Origin of the sequence: Citrobacter sp. S-77 (assembly GCF_963864895.1) — a bacterium.
In the GTDB taxonomy this organism is placed as follows: domain Bacteria; phylum Pseudomonadota; class Gammaproteobacteria; order Enterobacterales; family Enterobacteriaceae; genus Citrobacter; species Citrobacter murliniae.
The window spans coordinates 2,678,339-2,693,386 of sequence record NZ_CAWLWU010000002.1 but is presented as its reverse complement, the minus strand read 5'-3'; the positions used below and the strand labels follow the sequence as shown (position 1 = coordinate 2,693,386).

Below are 15,048 nucleotides of genomic sequence, written 5' to 3'. Positions count from 1 at the left end.
GCGCTTTTTTTTTTACCCCTGAACCCGAGGTTGCGTAATACGTAAACCACTCACAATCGCGGCGACCGTGGCCAGAATACCTGCCGTCATTAACGACATGTGCGTCCCGCTGTCACCAAACTGATTCAGCATCAACGCGACTAACGCCGCACCGCTGCTTTGTCCCAGCAAACGTGCCGTCCCCAACATACCGCTTGCGCCTCCGCTACGATCCCGGGGGGCCGACATGATGATAGTATGGTTATTTGGTGACTGGAAAAGGCCAAATCCGGCGCCACAAAGTATCATCGGCCAGATGATATTAAAATCAGACGGTGAAGCGGGTAGTAGCATCAGCGAGAAAAGGCCAACAGCCATTGTCGCCAGCCCCATTGCCCCCAATAGTCCGGCATGTACCCGTTCAATTAAATAGCCAGCAAGTGGGGCCATGACCATGGTGGCTAGCGGCCAGGGAGTCAATAGCAAACCTGTTTCCACTTCACTGCGACCCAACACGGTTTGCAGGTAAAAGGGGAGTGACACCATAGCTAACATCTGAGCGCAAAAAGAACAGATAGACGTGCCGATAGACAATGAGAAAAGTGGGATACGCAGCAAGTCGACCGGCAGCAGAGGGACTGGCAATGACAGTTGACGGCGAATAAAGAAAAAACCGACCACGATCATCATCGCCAGTTCTATACCAATGAGCGTCAAAGACTGTCCCTGCGCAAATCCACTGAGTGCGGTAATCAGCAATCCGAAGGTCAGGGCATTCATCACCGCGCTCGGTAAGTCAAAACGTGGTGTTGACTGCCGGGCAGCATTGGCCGGTAAAAAACGCATTGCCAGTAGTAACGCAATAATCCCCAACGGCACGTTAATCAAAAATAACCATTTCCATGACGCAACGGACAGTATTGCCGCGGCAATTGTAGGACCGGCTGCTGAAGAGACCGCCACAATAAAGGAGTTAATGCCCATCCCCCGGCCAAGCTGGCGTTGGGGATAAATAAGTCTTATCAGCGCCGTATTAACGCTCATTAGCGCTGCCCCGCCAAAACCTTGAGCCACTCGCGCCAGCGTTAGCATTTGTAAGGAATCTGATAAGGCACAAAATAATGAAGCGAACAGAAAAATGACCAACCCACATTTATAAATACGTCGGTAGCCAAACATATCGCCCAAAAATGAGAGTGACAGGAGTGAGACGACAATCGCAATTTGATAGGCGTTAACGACCCAAATTGAACTGGCTGCGGAGGCCTGAAGATCTGCGGCAATCGTCGGAAGAGCAACGTTAGCAATTGCACCATCCAGCACTGCCATAGAGATACCAATAATAATGGTTAAAATTGCGCCATATCGCTGGGGCAATGGCAGGCCATCGGCCTGGATTCTTTCCATAGGAAGTCAATGTTGTCGGGTATGATGATGAGAATAATGATATTAGCATTGATATTCAGGCGTTATGTCGCAGATTTGTAACTAAGTAAGCAAAGATGGATTGCGAGGGGCATTGCGTGAAATTATAATAAAAACCGGTTCTGATTTTTATAAAACACTCGTAATGAGGTGATAAATGGCAATCGCAGATCTGGATAAACAACCCGATTCTGTATCTTCCGTGCTGAAGGTTTTTGGCATCCTGCAGGCGCTGGGTGAAGAGCGCGAAATTGGTATTACCGAACTGTCGCAACGCGTCATGATGTCGAAAAGCACCGTTTATCGCTTTTTGCAGACAATGAAAACGCTGGGGTATGTGGCACAAGAAGGGGAGTCTGAGAAATATTCGCTGACCCTGAAATTGTTTGAGTTGGGCGCTCGCGCGTTGCAAAACGTTGACTTGATTAGAAGCGCTGACATTCAGATGCGCGAACTTTCGCGTCTGACAAAAGAGACTGTGCATCTGGGGGCTCTGGACGAAGACAGCATTGTCTACATTCATAAAATCGACTCGATGTACAATTTACGCATGTATTCTCGCGTAGGTCGCCGTAACCCATTGTACAGTACAGCTATTGGTAAAGTACTGCTGGCCTGGCGTGACCGTGAGGAAGTGAAGCAGATCCTCGATGGTATTGAGTACAAACGCAGCACTGAGCGCACAATAACCAATACTGATGAGCTGCTGTTGTTGTTAGATAAAGTGCGTGAGCAGGGCTACGGCGAAGATAATGAAGAGCAGGAAGAAGGTCTGCGTTGCATCGGCGTACCAGTGTTTGACCGTTTCGGTGTCGTGATTGCGGGACTGAGTATTTCATTCCCGACCTTGCGTTTCTCCGAAGAGCGCTTACATGAGTATGTCGCGATGTTGCACACAGCAGCGCGTAAAATTTCAGAACAAATGGGTTATAACGACTACCCATTCTGATCTGGCTAGTTTTCGACATGTTAAAAAGCCCCAGATATTTTTCCGGGGCTTTTTTAATAGTCATCATCAATATAAGTTGAAGATGTAATAAATAACTTACCGGCTATATTGCTCTTATATTAACCGTTATCGACAACCACTGTGCTTTTGCGTAACACGGGGCAATCAGACAGACCGATGATACCGCTGTTGCTGTGAACGTACTGTGCGGTACTGGTGCCACGTGCGGTCAGATACTGGCATTGCAGACCGAGACCTGCCGCGTTCTCCTTGCTTCCTATCAAAACTCCGTAGCCACTGAGTAATAAACCAATCCAAACCAGAGCCAACAATACAATAGCGCGAATAATCAGACGCATTACAACCTCTTATCTTTTCTCGTTATTATAAGATTAGCTTGTACACTGGATGAAACAAGTGAATCATTCCTAAAAATATTTAATGCCGCTACAGTTAACGCTGGGTTTAGGTAACGCGTGATAATTTAACAGCATAAAATCTGGATTCGGAGAGTGGAGTTGGAGTGAAAAAAATTCGATGGGTGGTTCTGATTGTTGTCGTGCTGGTGGGCATACTGATGTGGGCGCAGGTGTTCAACATCATGTGCGATCAGGACGTACAATTTTTCAGCGGCATTTGCGCCATCAATAAATTTATTCCCTGGTAAGCGCATTTTTGCAACAGTTGATTACCTTCTTGTGCGGCAGTGGTAAACTACGCTGTCTACATTGAGGTGGTGAAATGAACGAAGTTTTGAACTCTGGCGTGTTGAATTTTGCGTCTTTAGTTGTATCGGTGGTGGTTCTGGTAATCGGGCTTGTGCTGTGGTTTTTCATCAATCGTGCAAGTTCACGTACTAATGAGCAGATTGAGTTGCTCGAAGCATTGTTGGAGCAGCAAAAACGACAGAACGCTTTACTTCGTCGTCTTTGTGAAGCTAACGAGCCCGAGAAGGCAGCAGAGCCTGCGGTGCAAAAACAGGATGAAGATGACGACATCATCCGCCTGGTAGCAGAACGGTAGTAACCAGAAAGACAGGGTGAGAGTCTGCTGACATTGTTCTCAGATGCTTCATCCTGTCGACAACAATATCAAGATCATTTTCCGCTGTTTCGGTTGTGCAATACACGTGTGATCATGCACACAACGTCACTTCTCCAGACCTCCTGACCAATTAATTCCTTATTCCTGAAATGGCTTAAATATAATTATCCATACGTTAATAATATGATTATTGCATTTTTGTGATAGCGATCGTTTTTATTATCAGCGAAACGTTTCTCTAACTTTTTTGTGCATTGTCATCATTCTTTCATTATTTTTCTGCAAAATCAGAATGCGGATCCCATTTTTACCGTTGTGATAATTTATGCATTACTAAGCATAAAAAATGATATTCAGCACACGACGCATCAGAGAATCTGGAACAACCGAACCTATTGAGCTATGGTAGAAATGTCCCGGCAATGGCGCAAGCCAGTTGGGGCAGGGCGAGGGCGGTATGGATATATCCTTACTCGATTTGGCGCATAACTGTGCAGTCGCTGTTTGATGAACTTCTGGATTTGTGCGACCGATCGAGACACGTTTAAAAATGGCTTGCCATTATTATCGTTGTATGTGATAACACGTTTTGGGTTAAACGAGGTACAGTTCTGTTTATGTGTGGCATTTTCAGTAAAGAAGTCCTGAGTAAACACGTTGACGTTGAATACCGCTTCTCTGCCGAACCTTATATTAGTGCCTCAAGCAGTAATGTCTCAGTTTTATCTATGTTATGCCTGCGGGCGAAGAAAATACTCTAAGGAATTTTGCAAATGGCAAAGATTAAAGGTCAAGTTAAGTGGTTCAACGAGTCTAAAGGTTTTGGTTTCATTACTCCTGCTGACGGCAGCAAAGACGTGTTCGTACACTTCTCTGCAATCCAGGGTAACGGCTTCAAAACTCTGGCTGAAGGCCAGAACGTTGAGTTCGAAATTCAGGACGGCCAGAAAGGTCCGGCTGCTGTTAACGTAACAGCTATCTGATCGATACCACTGATTTGAAGCGCCCAGGCGCGTCAACCTCAGATATAAAGCCTCGCATATGCGGGGCTTTTTAATTCAAATTACGTCAAAACATTTCTGAATGCCCTCCCATTAGCGCTTTGTTGCAAAGGCACGATGTTCGTAGCATTGTTTTTCCCGCTTTCTCTCGTCAATTCCCGTTAAATCAGTCACCTGAAAAACTATCTTGCTGGAGGTCGGGTGAAAAAGAGAAACGACGGCGATACACGCAATTTTACTCCCGTACGTTTTGCCCTGCTCTGCGTGGCAATATTGTTGAGTCTGGGGTTGTTACTTGGTCGGGTGGCATGGCTGCAAATTGTTACGCCAACGAGTCTGGTAAAACAGGAAGATATGCGTTCTTTACGTGAGGTGACAACGGCCTCGCCACGCGGAATGATTACTGACAGAGAAGGGCGTCCGCTGGCAGTAAGCGTACCGGTTAATGCTGTCTGGGCCGATCCTAAGATCATTATTAGCAAGGGGGGAGTTGGATATAGCGAACGCTGGCAAGCGCTGGCAAAGACGCTGCATCTGTCGCTTAGTACACTGGCTGCACGGGTTAACAGCAATCCTGCCGGGCGTTTTATCTACCTGGCTCGACAGATTTCACCTCAGCAAGCTGAATGGATCGATAAGCTCAATCTTCCGGGTATCAATCTGCGCGAAGAGACCCGTCGCTTCTATCCCGCAGGGCATGTCGCTGCCAACCTGATTGGCTTTACTAACATTGATGGTCAAGGTATCGAAGGGATTGAGAAAAGCTTCAATGCCCAGTTGATGGGTAAACCGGGTTCCCGGCTGGTACGTAAAGACAAATTTGGGCATGTAATAGAAAATATCACCGAAGTAATGCCGGTACCTGCACATGAATTGCAGCTTAGTATTGATGAACGTTTGCAGACAGTAACCGAGGACGCGCTGGACAATGCTGTTTCGTGGAACAGGGCAGAGTCCGGTGCTGCAGTGCTGGTCAGTATTGCCACGGGTGAAATTCTCTCTATGGCAAGTTTCCCTGACTTCAACCCCAACAACCGCGACGGTGCGGTGCTGGATGATTTTCGCAATCGTGCGATTAGCGATACTTTTGAGCCTGGTTCTACCGTCAAGCCGCTGGTAATTATGACGGCTCTTCAACAGGGAATTGTGCAGCCAGACAGCGTGATTGATACTCATCCTTTTTATGTCGATGGGCATCGCATTCGTGACGTAGGATTTTATCCTGAACTATCTTTGACCGGTATTTTGCAAAAGTCGAGCGATACTGGTGTCTCCCATCTCTCACTTGCAATGCCCGTACAGCGCTTGCTTGATACCTACAAAAGCTTTGGTTTTGGCGATCCTACCGGGTTGGGATTAACCGGTGAAAGCAACGGTCTAATGCCCCAGAGGCGTTACTGGAGCGATCTGGACCGTGCAACTTTCGCGTTTGGTTACGGTTTGATGGTGACGCCGCTACAGCTGGCGCATGTTTATGCCACGATTGGCAGCTTTGGCATTTACCGACCGCTTTCCATCACCCGTATCGACCCTCCGGTCATTGGCAGACGCGTCATGCCGGAAGCGTTAGTTCATCAAGTTGAACATATGATGGAAAGTGTCGCTTTACCTGGTGGCGGGGGAACAAAGGCTGCGGTGAGAGATTATCGGGTTGCGGTTAAAACCGGTACGGCGAAAAAAATTGGCGATGACGGTAAATATGTCGATAAATACGTGGCCTATACCGCAGGTGTCGCTCCGGCAAGCGACCCTAAATTTGCACTGGTGGTCGTTATCAACAACCCACAAAATGGGGCTTACTATGGTGGCGCAGTATCGGCTCCTGTATTTAGCCAGATAATGGGGGACGTTCTGCGTCTGGAGAACGTTAAACCGGATGGAATGCCCGCCGACTCGAGCCATTTGCTGGTTATGCACGACGATAAGCTCTCTGCACCATCGTTGTAAGTTATTTTCCCGGGGCGTAATTCGCGTTACACTTGCGCCCCGAAGTCATCAGCCGGAGTTGTCATGTCGTTTTCCTGTCCCCTTTGCCATCAATCTCTTACTCAAGATAAAAACAGCTTTATATGCCCTCAACGGCATCAGTTTGACGTGGCTAAAGAAGGGTATGTCAACTTACTTCCTGTTCAGCATAAGCGGTCGCGCGATCCCGGTGACAGCGCAGAAATGATGCAAGCACGCCGGGCATTTCTCGATGCCGGACATTATCAGCCGCTGCGCGATGCGATTGTGAATGTACTGAAAGAAAGACTCGTGTCAGAGCAGGCGGCGATTCTTGATATCGGCTGTGGGGAAGGGTATTACACGCATGCTTTTGCCGACGCGATAACGGGCAACTCAACATTCGGTCTGGATGTTTCAAAAGTGGCGATTAAGGCCGCAGCCAGGCGGTATCCGCAGGTGACATTTTGCGTAGCATCAAGTCATCGTTTGCCATTTGCTGATGCATCAATGGACGCCATTGTCAGGATTTATGCCCCCTGCAAGGCGCAAGAGCTTGCCAGGGTTGTTAAACCTGGCGGATGGGTGATTACGGCCACGCCGGGACCGCGTCATTTAATGGAGCTGAAAGGGCTGATCTATGACGACGTGCGCCTGCATGCGCCCCATACCGAGCAACTGGAAGGCTTTGACCTGCAACAGAGCATTGCGCTGGGATATCAGATGCAACTGAGCGGCAGTGAGGCAGTGGCATTACTGCAAATGACACCGTTCGCCTGGCGGGCAAAACCGGAGGTCTGGGAGACGCTGGCGGGGAAAACGACATTTGACTGCCAGACAGACTTTAGCATTCATATCTGGCAGCGTGAAAATTAACCGTGGAAATGTGCCCAGAGGATCTGGGCACCGATGCCAATCAGTACCAGCCCACCCAGAATTTCAGCCCTTTTGCCCAACATCGGGCCGATAAAGCGACCAATCATCATTCCCAGTGTAGACATTATTAGCGTGGCACAGCCTATGGCCAGGGCAGTTGCGATGATGTTTACCTGCAGGAAAGCCAAACCCACACCGACAGCCATCGCATCCAGACTGGTGGCAATCGCGGTAGTGACCAGCAGCCAGAAACCATGTCGACGCTGCGGCTCTTCATCTTCATCATCGTTGTCGCGGAAGCCTTCAATGATCATTCGTCCGCCCAGAAAAATCAGCAGGATGAACGCAATCCAGTGGTTCCATTCGAGTACAAATTTACTTGCCAGCATGCCCATACCCCAGCCGATCAGCGGCGTGAGTGTTTCAACTGCGCCAAAAATAAGGCCAGTACGCAGGGCTTCTGAGAATTTGGGTTTATGTAGGGTGGCACCTTTGCCAATCGATGCTGCGAAGGCATCCATCGACATGCCGAAAGCGAGAAGAACAGTAGCGGTGATATTCATAACAGCGTCCTGACCGGGGTATCCATATAACACATCACTGCCCCCAGTAACCATACATGCCAGAACACGCGGTTCATAAAGCATGCATTGCAGTTGATGTGTCTATGGTCTCGCCTGACTAATTATGATTAGTCCGTACGTGCCACGTCTTGCGACGAGTATGTTGACACGTACATTTCCGGATTCTGGAAATCGGCTACTCCCCAACGACGGGCGCAACCTTAACATATTTTGAGAATATAAAACAAGAAAGGGGGAAATATTATTTGACTTCTAATTGAAAACGATTTTCATTTAGATTTAAGTGTGGATAAAACGTTAAATAAATAACATTCATAGCGCCAGAATATAGCCTTAGCTATGTTGTGTTTTCGGTGAAATACAAAAAAACATAGTTCAGGCTATCTTTTTAACTTATTGATTTGAAATTAAAAGTTTATATATTTTTTCGAGATCGTCTATATTTCGTACGCGAATGAGCAATCGTCTCTGTTCTAATTGCATTACCAGTACGCCATCTTCAGATAAATTCATTTCTTTTATCCGGTTATATTCAATCCAGACATTGGCGAAGAAGAATCCTTTTTGTTTAAAGATGATTTTTGGGGTACGGATCCAGAACAGATATATCCCCATTAGTACCAGTGCACATAATAACCATGTGGTGAATTGCGCCCCGTGGCTGGTGATGTTGTTGTAGATAAGAATAACGATCAGCCCAATGAAGATGACGCTATCAACACGGCTACGAGGAAGCAGGGGAACTGCGAGCAGAGTAGGGCCATTACGGCGGGGCATGATGAACTGATCGTAAATAGCAAACGCCAGTAGCGATAAGATAAAAAGAACCAGCACCAGGTCCGTGATAGTCATGAATCCTCAACCCTCTAAATAGAAAAACCGGGGGCATGCCCCCGGTGATGTACAGCACTCTTACAGGCCGAGCAGGCCGACAGAGTAACCCGCGATACCGATGACGAAGAAGCCAACGATGATCCACAGGGCGTTAACTTTCTTACGTAGCAGCCACATACAGGCGAAGGTCAGCAGCAGAGGCACCAGGCCCGGCATCAGCTGGTCAAGGATAGTCTGCACGGTGGTAACGCGAGTCTGACCATCCTGACCGGTGATAGTGGAAACCACCAGCGGAATGTTTACATGCGTCCACTTGTTAACCAATGCTCCCATGACAAACAGGCCGAGGATTGACGCCCCCTCAGTCAGTTTCTGCAGGAAGCCGCCGCCCATATCTTTAACGATATCGACACCTTTGCGGTAACCGTAAGCCACGCCGTAGTAACGCGTAGCCAGACGAACCAGGTTAAACAGGATAAAGAACAGCAACGGACCCAGCAAGCTGCCACTCATTGCGATACCGGCGCCAAGTGCGGCAAATACCGGACGAACGGTTCCCCAGAAAATAGGGTCGCCCACGCCTGCCAGCGGTCCCATCAGACCAACTTTGATACCGTTAATAGCACCATCGTCGATATCTGCGCCGTTAGCACGCTGCTCTTCCATCGCCAGCGTTACGCCGAGTACTGGTGCCGCTACGTACGGGTGGGTGTTGAAGAATTCCAGGTGACGCTTAATAGCCTGTTTACGTGCGTCGTTGTTCTCCGGATACAGACGGCGGATAGCCGGTACCATGGAGAAGCAAAAACCCAGCGCCTGCATACGTTCGAAGTTCCATGACCCCTGAAACAGGTTAGAACGAATGAACACGCCACGAATGTCACTCGGAGTGAGTTTTTTCTCGGTGGTAGTTTTAGTCATATCAACCATTTCGCTCACCTGCTAGTCCAGTTCGTTATCAAGATCGTTATTACCAGCAGCCTGCGCTGGCGCACCGGCTACGCGGTTATATTTCGGGCTCAGCTGAATGTAGAGGATGGCCATAACTGCGCCAATCACACCCAGAGCAACCAGGTTGAAGTTAGTAAACGCCGCAGTGACGAAGCCGAGGTAGAAGAATGGCATCAGATAGCCTGCACGCATCATGTTGATGACCATTGCATAACCGACTACGACGATCATACCACCAGCAATGTTCAGGCCACCGGTAACCACTTCAGGAATGGCATTCAGCATGCTCTGGACTTCACTGGTCCCAACAGAAATCGCCACGATAACCGCCGGGATAGCGATACGCATTGCCTGCAGGAACAGAGAGGACACATGCAGCCAGGATAGCGCCGTCAGGTTGCCACTTTCGGCTGCCTTATCCGCGGCGTGCTGGAATGCAACGGTGATGGTACGAACAATGATGGTCAGAACCTGGCCTGCTGCTGCCAGTGGTATAGCCAGCGCGATACCGGCACCAATGCTTTGATGGCCCGCGATAACCAGAACAGTAGAAATAATTGAGGCCAGTGCGGCATCCGGCGCAACAGCTGCACCGATGTTCATCCAGCCGAGGGCGATCATTTCCAGGGTACCACCGATGATAATACCGGTTTTCATATCCCCGAGAACGGCGCCAATCAGCGTACAGGCCACCAGCGGACGGTGGAACTGAAATTCATCGAGCACCGACTCCATACCCGCGATACATGCGACGATGAACACCAGCACAATCTGAAGAGTGGTAATCTCCATTGTACTTCTCCTATTGCTATACAGACTTAAGTGTGAAAACTAAGTAAATGCCAGGTGGTTATTTCGCCGCTTTGGCAATCAAATCCATCATTTTCAATTTCTGATCGGTAGAAACTTTACGGGCTTCGAGCTCAATACCGCGCGCGTTGAGTTTCTTGAAGGCTTCGATGTCTTTTTCATCAACGGAAATTGCGTTATTTACCTGAGTTTTACCCTGACGGAAAGCCATGCCGCCAATGTTCACGGAGGTAATTTTCACGCCACCTTCGACGATACGTTCTACGTCGGTCGGATTAGTGAACAGCAGCATCACACGTTCGCCAGCGTATTTTGGGTTGTTGTAGACGCGAATCATTTTTGCGACATCAACCACGTGCGCCGTAACACCTGGGGGAGCAACCTGAGTTAGCAGCGTTTTACGTACGGTATCTGCTGCGACTTCATCACTGACGACGATAATACGGGTTACGTTAGTTTCTTTGGTCCAGCGAGTTGCCACCTGACCGTGGATTAAACGGTCATCAATACGCGCCAGGCCGATGTGCATATAATCGTTCGGTCCCATTGGTTTTGCGGGCGTTGCAGCTTTTGGTGCTACAACCGGGGCTGGCGTGGCTTTTTCAACCGGTTTTGCTTTCAGCGCTTTCACGCCTTCGCTACCGGTTTCAACCGCCAGAGCGACTAATTCGTCGAAGCTTGGGTTGTCATCGCGCGCCATGAACGTTTCTACCAACATCGGAATGTTCACGCCGGCGATCACTTCGTAATGCTCTTTATCGACGACAATGCGGCTCGCAGCGTTGAACGGACTGCCTCCCCATGTGTCAACGAGAAACAGCACGCCTTTACTGGTGTCGAGTTTTGCCAACTGAGCGTTGTACTTTTCAATCAGCGTTTCGGCATTTTCGCCTGGAACGAAATCGATCCAGCCGACATTTTCCTGCTCGCCTAACAGCATTTCTGCTGTTTTAAGTAACTGCTCTGCAGCCCAACCATGTGTGCCTATTACAATAGCAATGGTCACTTGCTACCTCCTTTATTATCGTTAACACATCAACATGAAGATGTATTTTGAATCGTCGTCCGCAATCGAATCGATTCAGATAAGGGTTACAAAGAAAAACATATGATTTCGTGAATTATTTTAGATATCGAAAAAATTATTTTGTGTGATGAAGATCCGTAAATTAACTTCCGATGAAAAGAAATTTCGAAGAGTAAAATATCTCCGAAACAACTTATTGCAAAGGAAGGTAAATCTTTGCTAAAAAACGGTTGTCTCTGTTATGTTTAGCATATGTTTAATAACTCAGGAGTATAGGGTAGTAGCCCACCGTATGGATCGTCACCGACGTCATTTCACCTTTAGGCCGTATCACGCCTGTCAGTTTGGCACTTTTTGCCACAAAATTTTTCTGCATATTGCTTTAACGCCTGAGATGTTCAGGGCGCAGTTTGGTCATTCTTTAAGCAGGAGCTTGTCATGGAATTCTTAATGGACCCCTCGATTTGGGTGGGTTTGCTCACGCTTGTTGTTCTCGAAATTGTTCTGGGTATTGATAACCTGGTCTTTATTGCGATTCTGGCTGATAAACTGCCGCCTAAACAGCGGGATAAAGCACGTCTGATCGGGTTGTCACTGGCACTGGTTATGCGTTTAGGCTTGCTGTCCGTTATTTCCTGGATGGTGACGCTGACAAAACCGCTTTTCACGGTGATGGAGTACGCGTTCTCCGGGCGAGACCTGATTATGCTGCTGGGGGGTATCTTCCTCTTGTTCAAGGCCACTACCGAGCTACATGAACGGCTGGAAAACCGAGAACACGATACCGGCCAGTCAAAAGGCTATGCGAGCTTCTGGGTCGTAGTGACGCAGATTGTTATCCTGGATGCGGTCTTCTCCCTGGACGCAGTAATTACCGCGGTGGGTATGGTGAACCATCTGCCGGTTATGATGGCTGCTGTCGTGATAGCGATGGCGGTAATGCTGCTGGCATCAAAGCCGCTGACACGATTTGTGAATCAACATCCAACGGTCGTGGTGCTGTGTCTGAGCTTCCTGCTGATGATCGGTTTGAGTCTGGTCGCCGAAGGGTTTGGCTTCCACATTCCGAAAGGTTATCTGTACGCGGCCATTGGCTTCTCGATCATTATCGAACTGTTTAACCAGATTGCCCGCCGTAACTTTATTCGCCACCAGTCGACATTGCCGCTGCGTGCACGTACGGCCGATGCCATTCTGCGTCTGATGGGCGGTAAGCGTCAGACCGGTGCGCAGCTTGAATCTGACAATCCGGTGCCGGTACCTGTACCAGAAGGGGAGTTCGTTGAAGAAGAGCGTTACATGATCAACGGCGTTCTGTCCCTGGCATCGCGTTCATTACGTGGCATTATGACGCCGCGTGGTGAAATCAGTTGGGTTGATGCTGACCTGAGCGTGGCGGAAATCCGAGAACAGCTGCTCTCTTCTCCGCACAGCCTGTTCCCGGTGTGTCGTGGTGAGCTTGACGAAATTATCGGTATCGTTCGGGCAAAAGAGCTGTTGGTGGCGCTTGAGGATGGCGTAGACGTGGCTGCAATTGCTTCAGCCTCTCCGGCTATCGTTGTACCGGAAACGCTGGATCCGATTAATTTGTTAGGTGTATTGCGTCGCGCCCGCGGTAGCTTTGTTATCGTCACTAACGAGTTCGGCGTCGTCCAGGGGCTGGTGACACCGCTGGATGTATTAGAAGCCATCGCCGGTGAGTTCCCGGATGCCGATGAAACGCCCGAGATAGTTGCCGAAGCGGGTAGCTGGCTGGTGAAAGGTGGAACCGATCTGCATGCTCTGCAGCAGGCGCTGGACGTTGATACGCTGGTGGATGAAGACCAGGATATCGCCACGGTGGCTGGATTGGTGATTGCGGTTAACGGCCACATTCCGCGTGTCGGGGATGTTATTGAGGTCGCTCCGCTGAGCATTACGATTGTCGAAGCCAACGATTACCGTGTGGATTTAGTTCGCATTGTTAAAGAACAATCGGCTCACGACGAAGACGTATAATTAGGTTCAGCGAAACGGCATAAGGGGCATGATATGGCCCTTATGCCGGGCGGTTGGTGGTGCACTGCCCGCCAACCATTTAGGAAAATCACGCAGCGGCATCGGCTGGGCATAGAGAAATCCCTGCAATACATGCACGCCATGACGCCGCAAATGTTGTGCCTGCGCCTGCGTTTCTACCCCTTCAGCCACCAGTTCAATATTTAGTTTTTTCCCCAGCGCGATGATGATGTCGGTAACCGTCGAGTTCACGGCGTCAGTGCCAATCGCGGAGGTGAATGATTTATCAATCTTCAGAATATCCGGACGTAACTTTTCCAGCCAGGAGAGTGAGCTGTTTCCGGTACCAAAATCGTCAATGGCCAGTTTAATCCCCATACGATGTAATTCGCGCACTACCCGATAATCCACATCAAGCAAGGCATCACGCTCAGTCAACTCAATGACTAACTGCTGAATAGGGTGCTGGCTGAACCAGTATTGGTTGAGATCTTTTAACAGCGTTCCATGGCGAAAATGGCTGGCGGCAACGTTGATACCGATATGAAACTGGCTGCTCATCGGGAAAACGTGTCGTTGCTGAATGGTTTCTGCAATGACATGGCGGGTCAGCGGTACGATCAGGTTGTGCTCTTCAGCAATAGGAATGAAAACTTCAGGCGAAATCCAGCCCTGACGGGGGTTATTCCAGCGCAAGAGGATTTCAACACCGGTGCACTGTTGGGTGCTGGCATTTAGCAGAGGCTGGCAAAATAACTCAAACTCGCGTGCAGCGAGGGCCAGATTGATTTCCCAGGAAAAACTCATTCTGTTGGCCGTAGCCAGCCATGCAAGGTAGCCCACTAACAGGCTGAGCATCACCGCTAAGGGTAATTGAGTAGGCAGATTTTTTAACGCCAGCTCGCTGGCCCCAGGGCCTGTAACGCTGATTGCGAAAGGAAAATGTTGTGATGACAACTGGTAACTTTTTTCATCATCAAGTGCAGGCAGCGTATCTACAACACCTTGACCGTAAAGCAGGTGACGGTTGCCGACAGTCAGACTTGCTTTGGTTATCTGCGGCGGCTGAGGCTCAAGCAGCATCGTTGATAACAAATCAATATTGACGATCTCCAGAACGCCATCTTCACCATCAACAGACGACGGATACCATTGCGTAAGAATAGGGCTGCCTTTGATAAGCGAATGGTCGGTAGACAACAGAAGCTGCGGCTCCCGGCTGGGCAACTCAGGTTGTAGCTGGCGAATTGGGGTATTGCGATAACCAAAAATGCTTGAGCAATAGAGAATGCCGCGCTGGATCAGGCTTATAGAGCGCACTGTCTGTAGTCTGGCGGCATGTTTGCTCAGGGGTAAACGCGCCACGGAACAGGGCAAACCTATCAACGGCAGTAGCACATCGCGTCCGGCCTGTAGGGGAAGGAGCACGTTATCCAGCGCTTCTACGGCATGATTGGCAAAAGTGACAGTGTAATGGTGATTTAAATTACGCTCCGAAATAAATCGGGCAGACAATGTGAGTATGAGCGTCAGCAGTGCACAAATTGTGCAGACGATTAAGCGGTTACGACGATAAGTTTTGATGATCCGTTGTGCTGTTTGCATGCGGGCCGCCCGATAAGCCGT

Annotated in this window: 17 protein-coding genes and 1 riboswitch; of the genes, 9 read left to right on the top strand and 8 right to left on the bottom strand. The window is 49.0% G+C overall.

Features of this window, described 5'->3' with window-relative positions:
• Window positions 1-12 precede the first annotated feature (12 nt).
• Window positions 13-1,386: an MFS transporter gene (locus AACS05_RS13395; RefSeq protein ID WP_045444011.1), complete on the bottom strand. Its 1,374-nt coding sequence runs from the start codon at window positions 1,384-1,386 to the stop codon at window positions 13-15.
• Between the two features lie 175 nt (window positions 1,387-1,561).
• Between AACS05_RS13395 and kdgR the strand changes: the two genes are divergently transcribed.
• On the top strand, window positions 1,562-2,353 hold the full coding sequence (gene kdgR, locus AACS05_RS13390) for a DNA-binding transcriptional regulator KdgR (protein ID WP_045444008.1): 792 nt from the start codon (window positions 1,562-1,564) through the stop codon (window positions 2,351-2,353).
• 119 nt (window positions 2,354-2,472) lie between these two features.
• Here kdgR and AACS05_RS13385 read toward each other — a convergent pair whose 3' ends face one another.
• Window positions 2,473-2,712 carry a YobH family protein gene (locus AACS05_RS13385; protein ID WP_045444005.1) on the bottom strand — a complete coding sequence of 80 codons (240 nt, stop codon included), beginning with the start codon at window positions 2,710-2,712 and terminating at the stop codon, window positions 2,473-2,475.
• 164 nt (window positions 2,713-2,876) lie between these two features.
• On the opposite strand from AACS05_RS13385, the gene mgrB reads away from it, so the two are divergent.
• The 6 genes from mgrB (at window position 2,877) to rlmA (ending at window position 7,218) form a co-directional block, all read left to right on the top strand.
• The gene (mgrB, locus tag AACS05_RS13380; protein WP_045443992.1) at window positions 2,877-3,020 is read left to right on the top strand and encodes a PhoP/PhoQ regulator MgrB; all 144 of its coding nucleotides are present in this window, start codon (window positions 2,877-2,879) and stop codon (window positions 3,018-3,020) included.
• A gap of 74 nt (window positions 3,021-3,094) precedes the next feature.
• The gene (locus AACS05_RS13375) at window positions 3,095-3,376 is read left to right on the top strand and encodes a YebO family protein (protein ID WP_045443989.1); all 282 of its coding nucleotides are present in this window, start codon (window positions 3,095-3,097) and stop codon (window positions 3,374-3,376) included.
• A 638-nt stretch (window positions 3,377-4,014) separates the two neighbouring features.
• Complete coding sequence (locus tag AACS05_RS13370; protein ID WP_003034983.1) at window positions 4,015-4,158, top strand: DUF2627 domain-containing protein; 144 nt, start codon at window positions 4,015-4,017, stop codon at window positions 4,156-4,158.
• 12 nt (window positions 4,159-4,170) lie between these two features.
• Window positions 4,171-4,380 carry a transcription antiterminator/RNA stability regulator CspE gene (gene cspE / locus AACS05_RS13365; protein WP_001062678.1) on the top strand — a complete coding sequence of 70 codons (210 nt, stop codon included), beginning with the start codon at window positions 4,171-4,173 and terminating at the stop codon, window positions 4,378-4,380.
• Window positions 4,381-4,599: 219 nt separating this feature from the next.
• Window positions 4,600-6,345 carry a peptidoglycan glycosyltransferase FtsI gene (gene ftsI, locus AACS05_RS13360; protein WP_045443983.1) on the top strand — a complete coding sequence of 582 codons (1,746 nt, stop codon included), beginning with the start codon at window positions 4,600-4,602 and terminating at the stop codon, window positions 6,343-6,345.
• 63 nt (window positions 6,346-6,408) lie between these two features.
• Window positions 6,409-7,218: a 23S rRNA (guanine(745)-N(1))-methyltransferase gene (gene rlmA, locus AACS05_RS13355; RefSeq protein WP_045443980.1), complete on the top strand. Its 810-nt coding sequence runs from the start codon at window positions 6,409-6,411 to the stop codon at window positions 7,216-7,218.
• On the opposite strand, the gene mntP is transcribed toward rlmA, so the two are convergent.
• The 5 genes from mntP to manX form a co-directional block, all read right to left on the bottom strand.
• Entirely contained in the window at window positions 7,215-7,781 is a 567-nt protein-coding gene (gene mntP / locus AACS05_RS13350; protein ID WP_045449666.1) for a manganese efflux pump MntP, read from the bottom strand. The two genes, rlmA and mntP, sit on opposite strands and share 4 nt — an antisense overlap.
• Before the next feature lie 116 nt (window positions 7,782-7,897).
• Window positions 7,898-7,998: riboswitch (yybP-ykoY riboswitch) on the bottom strand.
• 197 nt (window positions 7,999-8,195) lie between these two features.
• Entirely contained in the window at window positions 8,196-8,654 is a 459-nt protein-coding gene (locus AACS05_RS13345) for a DUF986 family protein (protein WP_045443977.1), read from the bottom strand.
• 60 nt (window positions 8,655-8,714) lie between these two features.
• Window positions 8,715-9,566, bottom strand: a complete 852-nt coding sequence (locus tag AACS05_RS13340; RefSeq protein WP_045443974.1) for a PTS mannose transporter subunit IID — start codon at window positions 9,564-9,566, stop codon at window positions 8,715-8,717.
• Between the two features lie 12 nt (window positions 9,567-9,578).
• The gene (locus tag AACS05_RS13335; RefSeq protein WP_045443971.1) at window positions 9,579-10,379 is read right to left on the bottom strand and encodes a PTS mannose/fructose/sorbose transporter subunit IIC; all 801 of its coding nucleotides are present in this window, start codon (window positions 10,377-10,379) and stop codon (window positions 9,579-9,581) included.
• A gap of 58 nt (window positions 10,380-10,437) precedes the next feature.
• A complete protein-coding gene (gene manX, locus AACS05_RS13330) occupies window positions 10,438-11,403 on the bottom strand; it encodes a PTS mannose transporter subunit IIAB (RefSeq protein WP_045443967.1) in 966 nt (321 codons plus the stop codon).
• 262 nt (window positions 11,404-11,665) lie between these two features.
• Between manX and AACS05_RS24995 the strand changes: the two genes are divergently transcribed.
• The gene (locus AACS05_RS24995) at window positions 11,666-11,875 is read left to right on the top strand and encodes a protein YoaL (protein WP_071828967.1); all 210 of its coding nucleotides are present in this window, start codon (window positions 11,666-11,668) and stop codon (window positions 11,873-11,875) included.
• The gene (yoaE, locus tag AACS05_RS13325) at window positions 11,863-13,422 is read left to right on the top strand and encodes a CNNM family cation transport protein YoaE (protein ID WP_045443964.1); all 1,560 of its coding nucleotides are present in this window, start codon (window positions 11,863-11,865) and stop codon (window positions 13,420-13,422) included. The genes AACS05_RS24995 and yoaE overlap by 13 nt, the downstream gene beginning before the upstream one ends.
• Before the next feature lie 6 nt (window positions 13,423-13,428).
• Here yoaE and AACS05_RS13320 read toward each other — a convergent pair whose 3' ends face one another.
• Window positions 13,429-15,027: an EAL domain-containing protein gene (locus AACS05_RS13320; protein ID WP_045443961.1), complete on the bottom strand. Its 1,599-nt coding sequence runs from the start codon at window positions 15,025-15,027 to the stop codon at window positions 13,429-13,431.
• Between the last annotated feature and the right edge of the window lie 21 nt (window positions 15,028-15,048).

What these genes read in the sequence shown, in the direction of transcription:
- AACS05_RS13395 (WP_045444011.1), bottom strand. Translation starts at nt 1,386, where the DNA reads ATGGAAAGAATCCAGGCCGATGGCCTGCCATTGCCCCAGCGATATGGC.
- kdgR (WP_045444008.1), top strand. Translation starts at nt 1,562, where the DNA reads ATGGCAATCGCAGATCTGGATAAACAACCCGATTCTGTATCTTCCGTG.
- AACS05_RS13385 (WP_045444005.1), bottom strand. Translation starts at nt 2,712, where the DNA reads ATGCGTCTGATTATTCGCGCTATTGTATTGTTGGCTCTGGTTTGGATT.
- AACS05_RS13375 (WP_045443989.1), top strand. Translation starts at nt 3,095, where the DNA reads ATGAACGAAGTTTTGAACTCTGGCGTGTTGAATTTTGCGTCTTTAGTT.
- AACS05_RS13370 (WP_003034983.1), top strand. Translation starts at nt 4,015, where the DNA reads ATGTGTGGCATTTTCAGTAAAGAAGTCCTGAGTAAACACGTTGACGTT.
- cspE (WP_001062678.1), top strand. Translation starts at nt 4,171, where the DNA reads ATGGCAAAGATTAAAGGTCAAGTTAAGTGGTTCAACGAGTCTAAAGGT.
- rlmA (WP_045443980.1), top strand. Translation starts at nt 6,409, where the DNA reads ATGTCGTTTTCCTGTCCCCTTTGCCATCAATCTCTTACTCAAGATAAA.
- mntP (WP_045449666.1), bottom strand. Translation starts at nt 7,781, where the DNA reads ATGAATATCACCGCTACTGTTCTTCTCGCTTTCGGCATGTCGATGGAT.
- AACS05_RS13345 (WP_045443977.1), bottom strand. Translation starts at nt 8,654, where the DNA reads ATGACTATCACGGACCTGGTGCTGGTTCTTTTTATCTTATCGCTACTG.
- AACS05_RS13340 (WP_045443974.1), bottom strand. Translation starts at nt 9,566, where the DNA reads ATGGTTGATATGACTAAAACTACCACCGAGAAAAAACTCACTCCGAGT.
- AACS05_RS13335 (WP_045443971.1), bottom strand. Translation starts at nt 10,379, where the DNA reads ATGGAGATTACCACTCTTCAGATTGTGCTGGTGTTCATCGTCGCATGT.
- AACS05_RS24995 (WP_071828967.1), top strand. Translation starts at nt 11,666, where the DNA reads ATGTTTAGCATATGTTTAATAACTCAGGAGTATAGGGTAGTAGCCCAC.
- yoaE (WP_045443964.1), top strand. Translation starts at nt 11,863, where the DNA reads ATGGAATTCTTAATGGACCCCTCGATTTGGGTGGGTTTGCTCACGCTT.
- AACS05_RS13320 (WP_045443961.1), bottom strand. Translation starts at nt 15,027, where the DNA reads ATGCAAACAGCACAACGGATCATCAAAACTTATCGTCGTAACCGCTTA.